The 12,480-nt window shown below is 69.6% G+C and carries 10 protein-coding genes; 6 read left to right on the plus strand and 4 right to left on the minus strand.

The window, feature by feature from the left end; all coding sequences use genetic code 11:
* Positions 1-1,783, plus strand: a 1,783-nt coding sequence (locus VIB55_RS11055; RefSeq protein ID WP_331876718.1) for a GAF domain-containing sensor histidine kinase, incomplete at its 5' end; no start/stop codon positions are given.
* A 20-nt stretch (positions 1,784-1,803) separates the two neighbouring features.
* On the opposite strand, the gene VIB55_RS11060 is transcribed toward VIB55_RS11055, so the two are convergent.
* Complete coding sequence (locus VIB55_RS11060; RefSeq protein WP_331876719.1) at positions 1,804-2,397, minus strand: hypothetical protein; 594 nt, start codon at positions 2,395-2,397, stop codon at positions 1,804-1,806.
* A 460-nt stretch (positions 2,398-2,857) separates the two neighbouring features.
* The gene (locus VIB55_RS11065) at positions 2,858-4,903 is read right to left on the minus strand and encodes a M13 family metallopeptidase (protein ID WP_414681450.1); all 2,046 of its coding nucleotides are present in this window, start codon (positions 4,901-4,903) and stop codon (positions 2,858-2,860) included.
* Positions 4,904-5,561: 658 nt separating this feature from the next.
* Between VIB55_RS11065 and VIB55_RS11070 the strand changes: the two genes are divergently transcribed.
* Both VIB55_RS11070 and VIB55_RS11075 read left to right on the plus strand, forming a co-directional pair.
* Positions 5,562-5,768 carry a hypothetical protein gene (locus VIB55_RS11070; protein ID WP_331876721.1) on the plus strand — a complete coding sequence of 69 codons (207 nt, stop codon included), beginning with the start codon at positions 5,562-5,564 and terminating at the stop codon, positions 5,766-5,768.
* On the plus strand, positions 5,755-6,495 hold the full coding sequence (locus tag VIB55_RS11075) for a DUF2071 domain-containing protein (protein ID WP_331876722.1): 741 nt from the start codon (positions 5,755-5,757) through the stop codon (positions 6,493-6,495). Before VIB55_RS11070 ends, VIB55_RS11075 begins: the two co-directional genes overlap by 14 nt.
* Before the next feature lie 80 nt (positions 6,496-6,575).
* On the opposite strand, the gene VIB55_RS11080 is transcribed toward VIB55_RS11075, so the two are convergent.
* The gene (locus VIB55_RS11080) at positions 6,576-7,643 is read right to left on the minus strand and encodes a sialidase family protein (protein ID WP_331876723.1); all 1,068 of its coding nucleotides are present in this window, start codon (positions 7,641-7,643) and stop codon (positions 6,576-6,578) included.
* Between the two features lie 246 nt (positions 7,644-7,889).
* Here VIB55_RS11080 and VIB55_RS11085 point away from each other — a divergent pair, with 246 nt between their 5' ends.
* Together VIB55_RS11085 and VIB55_RS11090 are read left to right on the plus strand one after the other, a co-directional pair.
* Positions 7,890-9,974 (plus strand): M3 family metallopeptidase, encoded by a 2,085-nt coding sequence (locus VIB55_RS11085; RefSeq protein WP_331876724.1) that lies wholly within the window; start codon positions 7,890-7,892, stop codon positions 9,972-9,974.
* Positions 9,975-10,150: 176 nt separating this feature from the next.
* Complete coding sequence (locus VIB55_RS11090; protein ID WP_331876725.1) at positions 10,151-10,423, plus strand: GIY-YIG nuclease family protein; 273 nt, start codon at positions 10,151-10,153, stop codon at positions 10,421-10,423.
* Between the two features lie 436 nt (positions 10,424-10,859).
* Here the strand turns inward: VIB55_RS11090 and VIB55_RS11095 are convergent, their stop codons facing one another.
* Positions 10,860-11,270: a biopolymer transporter ExbD gene (locus VIB55_RS11095; RefSeq protein WP_331876726.1), complete on the minus strand. Its 411-nt coding sequence runs from the start codon at positions 11,268-11,270 to the stop codon at positions 10,860-10,862.
* Between the two features lie 163 nt (positions 11,271-11,433).
* Here VIB55_RS11095 and VIB55_RS11100 point away from each other — a divergent pair.
* On the plus strand, positions 11,434-12,480 hold a 1,047-nt coding region (locus VIB55_RS11100), incomplete at its 3' end, for a sigma 54-interacting transcriptional regulator (protein ID WP_331876727.1).

Consider the following 12,480-nt stretch of genomic DNA (forward strand, 5'->3'; position numbering starts at 1 on the left):
GCCCGGGCCCGAAGAGCGCCTGCACGTGGCCGACATGCGCGGGCGCGTGATCTACGACAGCGACGCGCCCTACCACCAGGGCGACGTTCCGCACAACATGGCCGATTCGGCCAGCTACCGCGCCGTGATGGCGGCGGCGGACGGCGGGACTGTCACCTTTTCCCGCGCCGGCCCGCGCGCGCCCGCGGCCCAGCAGGCGGCGCGGGTGCTGGCGGCGGTGGAGCGCATCCCGTCCCTGGGCTGGGTGGTGTGGATCGAGCAGCCCTACTCGTCCATCCAGGGCTTCGTCGCCGATTCGTACGTCCGCCTGCTCTCGCTGCTGATCGGGGTGATCGTGCTCGCCCTGGGCGCCAGCAGCCTGCTGGCCGCGTACCTGGCCGAGCCCCTGCTGCACATGCGGGCCACGGCCATGGCCCTGGCCGGCGGCGACCGCAAGGCGCGCGTGGGGCGGCTGGTGGCCGGCGCACCCGCGGAGGTGGCCCAGCTGGGGCGGGACTTCGACGACATGGCCGCGGCGCTCGCCCGCCGCGCCGAAGAGCTGGAGGAGCTGGGCGAGATCGCGCGGTCCCTCGCCTCCACGCACGACACCGGCGAGGTGCTGCGGCGGGTGACGGAGGCCGTGGTGCGGCTGGTGGAATGCCAGGGATGCGGGATCGCGCTGCTGCTGCCGGACGGCATGCTGCGCATCAGCGACGACGCCACGGGGCTGCTGAGGAATGCGGCCGGGAGCGAGCTGCCTGCCGAGACCACGCTGGTGGGGCATGCGGCGCGCGAAGGACGGCCGCTGCTGGTGCGTGACATCGCCACCGATCCGCGCGCCACGGGTACCGTGCTCGACGTGCAAAGGGTCGCGTCGGCCATTTGCGCGCCGCTGCTGGGGCGCTCCGGGGCCTTGGGTGCGCTCACCGCCGTCCGCGCGCGCGGCACCGAGCCCTTCACCGACGCAGACCTGATGCTGCTCGACCGCCTTTCGCGCCACGCGGCGGTGGCGGTGGAAAACGCGCAATTGCTGGAGGCGGCGCAGGCGGCGGCGCGCGCGCGGTCGGACTTCATCGCCACCATGAGCCACGAGCTGCGCACGCCGCTGAACGCGGTGCTGGGGCACGTGGAGCTGCTGCAGATGGGCATTCACGGCCCCGTGACGGCGCCCCAGGTGAACTCGCTGAACCGCATCGAGACGGCGTCGCGGCACCTGCGCGGGCTGATCGAGGAGGTGCTTTCGTTCTCGCGGCTGGAGGCGGGGCACGCCGAGGTGAGAACGGAGCCGGTGGACCTGTGCGACCTGGCGCGCGAGGTGGCCGACGTCATCCAGCCGCTTGCAACGCAGAAGTCGCTGGAGTTTCGCCTGGACGGGTGCGACCCTCACCCGGTGGTGCAGACCGATCCCGACAAGGTGCGGCAGATCCTGATCAACCTCGCCGGCAACGCGGTGAAGTTCACCGACGAGGGCGAGGTGTCCATCCAGGTTCGTTCGATGGACGGCGTCGTGGCGCTCTCGGTCTGCGACACCGGCCCCGGCATCCCCCACGAGGACCAGGAGCGCCTCTTCCGGCCCTTCGAGCAGCTGGAGAGCGGGCTGGCGCGCACGCACGGCGGAACGGGGCTGGGGCTGTACCTCTCCGGCCAGTACGCGCGGATGCTGGGCGGCACCATCGAAGTGGAGAGCGAGCCCGGGCAGGGCAGCACCTTCTCCCTCGTGCTCCCCCGCGAGTTCGTCGCAGCCGACGAGGGTGGGGAAGACGTCGCTCCGGAGCACTCCGAGGCTCGGGCGGGGGATGGATGAAGCCCCCGCTCGAGTGAGCCTTACCTCTTCCCGGCTTTTGCTCCCGCCTTTCCGCCCGCGTTCGCCCACAGCGCCTGCTCCACCTGCACCGGTGTCCAGCCGAGCTGCTTCGCCCGGTCGCGGATGGCCGCGGCGTACTTCAGGTAGAATGGGATGGTGAACGCCGTCTCTCCCAGCCCGGGCACCTGCGCCGCCACGAGATCGTCGAAGAAGGGGTAGGTCTCGGGCGCCGCCGCCGCCGCGATGGCCGACGCCGTCGCCGGGCCCACACCCGCGAGCTCCGCCATGACGGCGATCGGTACGCGCGGGTCCGGAACCGCCGCCAGCGCGCGGGTGCTGGCTTTTACCACGTCATCAGGGGAGTTGCCGCGCACCAGCACCAGGTTGCGCGCCCTCCACACGCCGCGCGCCATCTTCCACTCCGTCGCGCGGACGAGCTCGTCGTGCGTGGCGTGCTTCGGCTGGCGGGATGCGATGGCGCCGGGCAGCTCCGTGCGGTACCAGCGGTCGAGCTCCGCCAGCCGCGCGACGCCCTGCGCCGCGACAACGGCCTCGTATGAATCGACGGCAGCCTGCCACTGCTCCAGCGAATCCGACATCCAGAGCTTTTTCATCGATCAGCGCATTGCCAGGTGGGAGATGGTGCTGATGGACGAAGATAGCTGTCGATGCAACATCCCGCAGTTGGGCCGCCGCGGCACTCGTCGCAGGGTGAAGGAGTTTCTATCAGCCCTCCACACCCACGGGCGCGCCGCAGGGTTCTCGTCACACGAGAACAGGCCAGTCCGCGCAGGCGGACTTCGTGTGGTTGTTGCAGCGAATTCATTCGCCCGGGCGGGGCGGAGGCCTTGGCTTTCGTGACCGCTGCCGCGCCAAGCTTCAAGGCTTCCGCGGCTAGATCCTTCGCCCCGCGAGGTGCGGTTTGCGGGCCGGTTTGGTGCGCCTGGGGCTCAGGATGACACCGGGTGTTCCTCGGGTTGACATCGAGAGGTCCGGTTGCGGCCCCTGAACGAACCGAGCCCCGGACCGCATCAGCGGTCAGGGGCTCGTTCATCATCCATCAACCCGCCCGGCTTACCAGATGCGCACGCGCTTCTCGGGGGCCACGTACATCCGGTCGCCCGGCTTTACGTTGAAGGCCTCGTAGAACGCGGGCAGGTTCACAAGCACGCCGTTGGTGCGGTACATCCCGGGCGAGTGCGGGTCCGTCAGCAGCTGCTGGCGGAGCGCCTGGTCGCGGTACTTGGTGCGCCACACCTGCGCCCATCCAAGGAAGAACCGCTGGTCGCCGGTAAAGCCGGCGATCACGGGTGCCTGGCCGCCGTTCAGCGAGCGGCGGTAGGCGCGGTGCGCGATGGCCAGTCCCGACAGGTCGCCGATGTTCTCGCCCAGGGTCAGCTGGCCGTTGACGCGCGCGCCCTCCAGCGGCTCGTACGCGCCGTACTGCTGGCTCAGCATCCCGGCGCGCTGCTCGAACGCCGAGGCATCCGCGGCCGTCCACCAGTCGCGCAGGTTGCCCGCGCCGTCGCTCTTGCGGCCCTGGTCGTCGAAGCCGTGGCTGATCTCGTGCCCGATCACGCCGCCGATGCCGCCGTAGTTCACCGCGTCGTCGGCGTTGGGATCGAAGAACGGGGGCTGCAGGATGGCCGCCGGGAACACGATCTCGTTGTTCGTGGGGTTGTAGTACGCGTTCACCGTCTGCGGCGTCATCCCCCACTCCGCGCGGTCCACCGGCTGGCCCAGGCGGTTGATCATGCGGTTGTACCCGAACTCCTGGGCGCGGCGGATGTTGCCCATGAGGTCGCCCGGGCGGATCTCCAGCGCCGAATAGTCACGCCACTTCTCGGGATAGCCGATCTTGACGCTGAAGTTCGCGAGCTTCTCCTGCGCCTGGGCTCGGGTGGCCGGGCTCATCCACTCCAGCTCGTCGATGGCCTCGCGGTACGCCTCCACCAGGTTCTTCACCAGCTGCTCCATCCGCGCCTTGGACTCGGCGGGAAAGTGCCGCTGCACGTACAGCTCGCCCACGGCCTCGCCCAGCGAGCCCTCTACCACGTCCACGCCGCTCTTCCAGCGCAGGGGCTGCTGCTGCACGCCGCTCAGCACGCCGCTGCGGAAGGCGAAGCGCGCGTCGCGGAACTCGCGGCTCAGGTAGGGCGCCGCGCCGTCGACCAGCTTGAACACCAGGTAGCTCTGGATGTCCTGCACCGGCGTGGCCGCCAGCACGCGGTCCATCCCGGCGAAGTAGTCCGGCTGGCGCACCACGACGGTGTCCACGCCGTTCATTCCCGCGGCACGAAGGTACTCCGCCCAGCGGAAGCCGGGGGTGGTGGCCTGCAGCGCCGTGAGCGCCGTGGGATTGTACGTGGCGTTCGCGTCGCGGTTGCGGGTGCGGTCCCACTGCACGCGCGCCAACTCCGTCTCGAAGGCCACCACGCGCCGCGCGGCGTCGGCCGCGTTGGCGGTGCCCGCAAGCTCCAGCATCCGCTGCACGTACGCCGTGTACGACTGGCGGATGGCCCCGAAGCGCTCGTTCTGCGTCAGGTAGTAGTCGCGGTCGGGAAGCCCCAGCCCGGACTGGCCGACGCTCACCACGTAGCGGCTGGAGTTGCCGCGGTCCTGGCTTACGCCGGCGCCCAACGGAGTCCCCACGCCCTGGCGCGCCATGCGGGCGAAGGTCTCGGGGAGCTGCCCGCGGTCGCGGATGGCGCGGATGGAGGCCAGCTGTTCGTTGAGCGGGGTGATGCCCAGCTGGTCGATGCGGACGGTGTCCATGAAGCTGCCGTACAGGTCGCCCACCTTGCGCGCGGTGGAGCCGGCCGGGTGCGACCCCGCGGCCGCCTCTTCGATGATGGCGCGGATGGCGGCCTGCGACTGGTCGCGAAGCTCCACAAAGCTGCCGGTGCTGGCGCGGTCGCCCGCGATCTCGGTGCGGGCCAGCCAGCCGCCGTTCGCGAACTGGAAGAAGTCGTCCTGCGGACGAACGGAGCGGTCGAAGCCCGCCGTGTCTACGCCGAGCCCCAGCGTGGGCGAGGGCTGAACGGGCGAGGAGGGCGCGCAGGCGCCCAAGACGGCGGCGGCCAATGCAGCCGCTGCGTGTAAACGAACTTTTCCGGACATGCGTCTCCCGGGGAGTGGTGGTGCAGGAAGCGCATTGATACCGACTTATGGAACGTTCGTTCCCCGGGCGATTGCAGTGGAACGGATGATTTTCGTTCCGCCGCTGCACGGGCGGATGAATTCGCTGCAACAAACACACGAAGTCTGCCTTCGCAGACTGGCTTGCTGGGGAGTGAGTTGGCGTGTGTGGCGCGCCCGGAAAGTCGTGCAGTTCACCCCCTCCCCTGCGCAGCGGGGGACGGGGGTCGGGGGGAGGGGGCTCCCAGAGGCATGCAAGGCACCCTGTCGAACCCCGGCCGAAGTTCTCCCCAAACTGCGCGCGGGGGAAGGGAGCCAGTCCGGCGCACCAGGCCAGCCGAAGCGCACTCGAATTCTCCTCTCCCCCATGGGGTTTATGGGGGAGAGGCCGGGAGAGGGGGGCGGCCGGGGCATGCGCCAGTCCCGTCGAACCTCGATCGAAGTCATGCCCTCTCAGCACGGATGCACCGGGACGAGGTAGATCTTCATGGCCTATTCGAACACCACGCGGCAGCGGCACGGAACCACGCCCGCGGGTCCATCGTCCGCGTGACGGGCGACAGCCGCCGTTGCGCCAAATGACGCACCGCCCCAACATCCCTGCGATGAATCCTTGTACAATCCCCGAACTCTCCATCCGATGACCCGATTCATCGCACTCGCCTCCTTCGCCCTGCTGGCGGCCTGCTCCAGCGGCGCCGACATGGCCGACGATACCGTGGCCAACGACTCCAGCCTGGACGCCATCACCGGCCGCGCCGAGGAAAAGGTGCAGGAGCGCCTGGAAAAGGCCCAGAAGGACGCCGAAGCCCGCGCGGCCGAAGCCGGGGCGAATGAAGCCCCCTGACCCCTCCGCCCGCGGCGCCTTCCTGACCGCCGAGTGGCGGTGGCTGGCGATGCTGAACTACCAAGTGCCACCCGCCCTGCTTCGTCCCCTCGTTCCCGCCGGGACGGAGCTGGACGAGTGGGGCGGCGTCACCTACGCCAGCGTGGTGGGATTCATGTTCCTGCGGACGCGGGTGCTGGGCGTGCCCATCCCCTTTCACCGCGACTTTGAGGAGCTGAACCTGCGCTTCTACGTTCGGCGGAAAGGGCCGGAGGGGTGGCGTCGCGGCGTGGTGTTCGTCAAGGAGATCGTGCCGCGCTTCGCCATCGCGGCGGTCGCGCGCTGGGTATACAACGAGAACTACGCCGCGCTGCCCATGCGGCACCGCAACGACGTCCGGGCGGATTCGGGTGGATCGGTGGAGTACGGATGGCGCCACCGCGGCCGCTGGTGCACGCTGCGGGCGTCCGTGGCGGGCCCCGCCGCCCCGGCCGCGGAAGGCTCCGAGGCGGAGTTCATCACGGAGCACTACTGGGGATACGCCCGCCAGCGCGACGGCGGCACGGTAGAGTACCAGGTGGAGCATCCACGCTGGAAGGTGTGGCGCGCTGAATCCGCCACGCTGGACTGCGACGTGGCCGCGCTGTACGGCCCGGCCTTCGCCGAGTGCCTGTCCGCACCGCCCCGCTCCGCCCTGCTCGCCGACGGCTCCCCCATCGTGGTCCGCAAAGCCGCGCGCATCGCCTGATCGGACCGCGTCGCGTAGAAGCGGAGAAGCAGGGGAAGCCCACGGCCTCCCCTGCTTCTCCGTCCTCCGTTCGGCGACCGCTACTGGATGTCGAGCGCGGGATTGACCCAGATGTCGAAGTCCGACGAGGGGGCACGCTGGCGCCCCCAGGCCAGGACCACGCGCCCGGGCGTGCCGTGCAGCACCGGGTGCGGCTCCACGTCGTACAGATCGAGGTCCGTCGTCACCTTCACCGGCGCGGCCCAGGTGACGCCATCGGTGGTGCGGTAGTACAGGTTGTAGCCCGCGTCGCTCCCCAGGCCGATGTACATCAGCAGGAAGCGCCCGTCTTCCAGCACGATGGGCTGCGAATCGTGCGAGTCCGTCACCGTGGAGATCACCGTCGCCTGCGCGGGCCAGGCGTACGGGTCGGCGGAGGTCTTCGCGAAGATGGCGAGCTTGCCGTCCGCGCCCGTCGCCTGGTACGTGGCCATGTACAGCCCGTCGGCCGCGCGGCGGGTGATGCGGGGCAGCATCCCCTGGCCGCCGCCGGTCACCGTCGTGCGGAGCGCATCCCAGGTGGCGCCCCCGTCCAGGCTGCGCGCCAGGTATCCCACGTACGTGGTTCCGTTGTGGCGCTGGTACGTCATCGTCAGCGACCCGTCCGCGTCCACGATGACGGAGGGGTTCATGTCGCCAGCCGTGCCCCATCCCAGGCTCACCGCCCCGCGGGCCGTCCACGTCCTGCCATCCGCCGACGTCGCGCGCTGGATGGTGTACGCGCCCTTGGAATCGACCAGCAGATAGAAGAGCGCGAACGCTCCCGAGGGCAGCTGGACCAGGGACGGGTGGCGCTCGCTCGCCCGGGTGCCCACGATCAGCGCCGGCGCGGACCACGACACGCCGTTGTCCGACGAGGTCGACACGTACAGGTCGCCGGAATTCGTGCGCGGCGCCAGGCGTTCGAAGACCGTCATCAGGCGGCCGTCGCTCGTGCGGAACAGGCTGGGCTGGTAATCGTTGTCCGGCCCCGTGTGCAGCGGCCCACCGGCCGCGGTGGCAACGGACAATGCGGCGCCGTCGGGCTGCGCCTGCGTGGGATCCTGCGCGCAGCCGGCGAGCGCGCAGGCGGCCAGCATCAGGCCGGAACGTGCGATACGTGTGTGCATGGGATTCGAACCGCGGGGAGTGGGGGGGAGAGATCGAACGATCCGTGATCGTGCATCCAAATCTATACACGACAGTAGCTTACGCGCTACTGCATCCGCAGGGCGGCGTTCATGGTCACGCCCTTTCTCCCGCGGACGAAAGTGCGCGCATTGCGGTCCGGGAACCCGGCGCGCGCGGAGTGGTACGCCAACCTTTCCGTGAAGATGGCCCGGCGCGTGCCATGTCCGCGCCAGAGTTCCAGATCCGTGAACCCGATCGCATCCGCGTTGATGACCACCACCGCCGAACCCCGGGCTGTCCTCCACGACAACCCGCTGCTCACGTACCGGGCCGCCATTCCGTTCGACCGCATCCGGGCCGCGCACGTGGTGCCCGCGGTGCGCGCCGCGCTGGCGCAGGCGGCGGAGGAGCTGAACGCCATCATCCAGCTGAACGGGCCCCGCACGTACGACAACACCGTCGGCGCGCTGGAAGAGGTGACGGAGCGGATGGGGCGGGTCACCCGGCCGATGGGGCACCTGTTGTCGGTGATGGACACGCCCGACCTTCGCCAGGCGTGGCAGACGGTGCTCCCCGAGATCTCGGCGTTCAGCGCCCGGCTGGCGTTGAACCCGGAGCTGTGGGCGGCGGTAAAGGCGTACGCCGAGACGGACGATGCCCGGGCGCTGCGGGGGGTGAGGGCGCGGCACCTGGAAAAGGTGGTGCTCGACTTCCGCCGCGCGGGCGCCGACCTGCCCCCGGCGCAGAAGGAGCGGGTCGAGGCGCTGCGGGTGGAGCTGTCGCAGCTTGGGCAAACGTACGCCAACCACGTCCTGGACAGCACCAACGCGTGGGAGATGGTGCTGACCGACGAGGCGGAGCTGGAGGGCCTTCCGGAGTCGGCGCTGGCGCAGGCGCGCGCCGCGGCCGCGGCCAAGGGGGTGGATGGATGGCGCTTCACCCTGCAGCTGCCCTCGTACCAGCCGTTCATGCAGTACGCCGCCCGCCGCGACCTGCGCCAGCGGATGTACGACGCGTACATGAACCGCGCGGCGGACGGCCCTCACGACAACCGCCCCGTGCTGCGGCGCATCCTGGCCGTGCGCCGCGAACTGGCCGAAATCCTGGGCTTCGCCGACTGGGCCGACTACACGCTCGAAGACAGCATGGCCGGCAGCGGCGCGCGCGCGGTGGAGTTCGAGGCAGACCTGGTGGCGCGCACCCGGCCCGTGTGGCAGCGGCAGATCGCCGAGTTGGAGGCGTTCGCGCGCGCCGAGCTGGGGATGAACGAGATGGCGCCGTGGGACATGTCGTACGCCATCGAGCAGATGCGCCGCGCCCGCTACGACCTGGATGCCGAGGAGCTGCGTCCGTACTTCCCGCTGGACCGCGTGCTGGAGGGATTGTTCGAGATCGCCCGGCGCCTGTTCGGCGTGCGCGTGCAGCCGCGCCGCGTGGACGAGGTGTGGCACCCCGAGGTGGGCTTCTACGACGTGTACGACGAGGCGGGGAGCCTGCTGGGCGGGTTCTACGCCGACTGGTACCCGCGCGAGGAAAAGCGCGGCGGCGCGTGGATGGGCGGGCTGGTCGTCGGCGGCCCGCGGGCGGAGGGGTGGGAGCCGCACCTGGCCGTGGTGGCGGCCAACGTGTCACCGCCGGAGGGCGGCCGCCCCGCCCTGCTGACGCATCGCGAGGTACAGACCGTCTTCCACGAGTTCGGGCACCTGCTTCACCACGTGCTTTCGCGCGTGGAGGTGCCCGCGCTGGGGGGCACGCGCGTGGCCACGGACTGGGTGGAGCTCCCGTCGCAGATCATGGAGAACTGGACGTGGGAGCGCCCCGCGCTGGACCTTTTCGCGCGGCACTGGGACACGGGCGAGCCCATTCCCGAGGCGCTGTTCCAGAAGATGAAGGCGGCGCGGGTGCACATGGGCGCGCACCTGCAGATGCGGCAGCTGAGCTTCGGAACGATGGACCTGGAGCTTCACGTGCACTTCGATCCGGCCTCGGGCGAGGACCCCGTGGAGCGGGCGCAGCGGGTGATGGAGGGGTTCCACGCGCGCCCCGAGTACGCGCACGACCACTTCGTCACCAGCTTCGCGCACATCTTCTCGGGTGGATATGGAGCCGGGTACTACAGCTACCTGTGGTCCGAGGTGCTGGATGCGGACGCGTTCAGCCGGTTCGAGCGCGAGGGGCTGTTCAGCCGCGAGGTGGGGCGGGATTTCGTGGAGCACGTGCTCAGCCAGGGCGACGCCGCGGACCCCGCGGACCTGTTCCGCCGCTTCATGGGCCGCGACCCGGACCCCGCCGCGCTGCTGAGGCGCAATCTGGGGGTTGAGGCGGCGTAAGGGCGGTCGGAATGGTTACGGCCGTCGCCCATGATGTCATCCCGATGGAGCGGCCATTCCCAACCAGCCCGCACACGCTACTACGCAGCGACTGAGGGATCCGCCACACACCACGCGTGACGCCATACGGCTGCGGAAGCACAGATCACCGTTCTGTTCGTACCCGGCTGACCCGAGTGAACAACTACTACGTCTACATCCTGACGAGCGAATCGGGCACGCTGTACGTCGGGATGACCAACGACCTGATCCGCCGCGTCCACGAGCACAAGCACAAGCTGGTGCCGGGGTTCACGGCTCGATACGCTGTGGACCGGCTGGTCTATTTCGAGCACACGCACGACGTGGCGGGTGCGATCTCGCGCGAGAAGCAGATCAAGTCATGGTCGCGTAAGAAGAAGCTGGCGCTCGTGGCCCCGACAATCCCACCTGGCAGGACCTGGCGCTGACGATCGGGAGCACGTGACCGGCCTGTGGTGATGCGCCGTAAGCCATACCGTTTCCTCGGCCACATACGCGTGGGAAAGCGCGGGATGTCAACCCGATGAGCGGCCATTCCCAACCAGCCCGCACACGCTACTACGCAGCGACTGAGGGATCCCGCCACACACCCCGAGTGACGCACCAAACCCGCGGAAACCACACTGCTTTTGGTTTATCGACAGTCGGCCAAACGGCCGGGAACCCTGGGCTGTGGACGAGAGAAGTGGGGCGCGTCTTTTCCCGCTGTGTGGCGGATCCCTCGGTCGCTGCAATCTACGGTATTCGGGCAGGCTCGCCGTGGCCGCTCCGTCGGGATGACAGCGCGTGGGGTGCTGGTACGTACGATGAACACGTCGAGGCTCCTGTCCGGCGATGCTCCACCGCCGGACAAGAGCCCGATCGTCAGTGCCCCGGCATCAGGCCGATGATGTCGACGCCCGCGGCGCGGCTGGCGTCGAAGGCGTGGATCACCTCGCCGTACGAGAGCTGCTCCGACGCCTTCACGTACAGCAGCTTGCGCGGACGATTCGCGAACACCGCCTGCAGCTCCTCCGTCAGCCGTGCGCCGTCCAGCTGCTTCTGGTTCAGCGCGAAGCGTCCGCCCGGCTCCACCTCCAGCACCAGGCTCTCCGTTCCCGGTGGCGACACGGGCCCGTCCGTCTTCGGCGCGGGTACGTGCACCGACAGCCCGCGCTGAAGGCTGGCCTGCACCACCATGAAGATGATCAGCAGCACCAGCAGCACGTCGATCATCGGCGTCATGTTGATCGAAGCCGTGAACCCGCCGCGCGTTCCCCCCGAAATCATCGCCATCGCGTCCTCCCGTGGTCTGCTGTTGGACAGGAACCCGCACCGGCCGATGTCGACCAGGGGCTTAGATGGGAACGCCGCGAGGGCCGCGGATTCTGACATCGCCCGGTTCTTGCGGCGGAGCGCCGCGCCCGTGACCTCCTTCCCGAGCCACCCGTCTGCCCTGATGACCCAGCTCGCGACCACGCTCGGCGCCCTGCGCGCCTCCGGTTACCGAACCCGCTCCGTGAAAGCGGAGATGCGCGAAAACCTGATCGCCCGGCTCAAGGACGGGCACACCATGTTTCCCGGAATCGTGGGCTACGACGACACCGTGGTCCCCGCGCTGGCCAACGCCGTCCTGGCGCGGCACAACTTCATCCTGCTGGGGCTGCGCGGGCAGGCCAAGAGCCGCATCCTGCGCCAGCTGGCCACCCTGCTGGATCCCGAGATTCCCGTCCTGGCCGGCTCGGAGGTGAACGACGACCCGTTCGCCCCCATCAGCAAGTACGGCCGCGAGCTGCTGCGCGACGCGGGCGACGACGCCCCCATCGAGTGGATTGGGCCGGACCGGCGTTACGTGGAAAAGCTGGCGACCCCCGACGTGACCGTGGCCGACCTGATCGGCGACATGGACCCCATCCGCGCGGCGCGGGGCGGCCACCTGCTCAGCGACGAGCTGACCATCAACTTCGGGCTGCTGCCGCGCGCCAACCGCGGCATCTTCGCCATCAACGAGCTGCCGGACCTGTCGGGCAAGGTGCAGGTGGGGCTGTTCAACGTGCTGCAGGAAGGCGACATCCAGATCAAGGGCTTTCCCGTGCGGATGCCGCTGGACGTGATGCTGGTGTTCAGCGCCAACCCCGAAGACTACACGGCGCGCGGCAAGATCATCACGCCGCTCAAGGACCGCATCGGTTCCGAGATCCTCACGCACTATCCGCGGACGACGGAAGAGGGGATGGAGATCACGCGGCAGGAGGCCTACCTGTCGCGCGACGGCGGCTCGATGGAGGTGAGCATCCCCCCGTTCGTGGCCGAGCTGGTGGAGCGGGTGGCGTTCCTGGCGCGCGACGACAAGCGCATCGACCGGCGCAGCGGCGTGTCGCAGCGCATGCCCATCTCGGTGATGGAAACGGCCGTCAGCAACGCCGAGCGCCGCGCGGTGATCGCGGGCGAGCCGCGCATCCTGCCCCGCATCGCCGACGTGTACGCGGCCATGCCCTCCATCACC

Source organism: Longimicrobium sp. (genome assembly GCF_036554565.1).
Lineage (GTDB): Bacteria > Gemmatimonadota > Gemmatimonadetes > Longimicrobiales > Longimicrobiaceae > Longimicrobium.

Bases quoted from the DNA above. Each gene is read 5' to 3' on its own strand.
- VIB55_RS11060 (WP_331876719.1), bottom strand. From the start codon at position 2,397: ATGAAAAAGCTCTGGATGTCGGATTCGCTGGAGCAGTGGCAGGCTGCC.
- VIB55_RS11065 (WP_414681450.1), bottom strand. From the start codon at position 4,903: ATGTCCGGAAAAGTTCGTTTACACGCAGCGGCTGCATTGGCCGCCGCC.
- VIB55_RS11070 (WP_331876721.1), top strand. From the start codon at position 5,562: ATGACCCGATTCATCGCACTCGCCTCCTTCGCCCTGCTGGCGGCCTGC.
- VIB55_RS11075 (WP_331876722.1), top strand. From the start codon at position 5,755: ATGAAGCCCCCTGACCCCTCCGCCCGCGGCGCCTTCCTGACCGCCGAG.
- VIB55_RS11080 (WP_331876723.1), bottom strand. From the start codon at position 7,643: ATGCACACACGTATCGCACGTTCCGGCCTGATGCTGGCCGCCTGCGCG.
- VIB55_RS11095 (WP_331876726.1), bottom strand. From the start codon at position 11,270: ATGGCGATGATTTCGGGGGGAACGCGCGGCGGGTTCACGGCTTCGATC.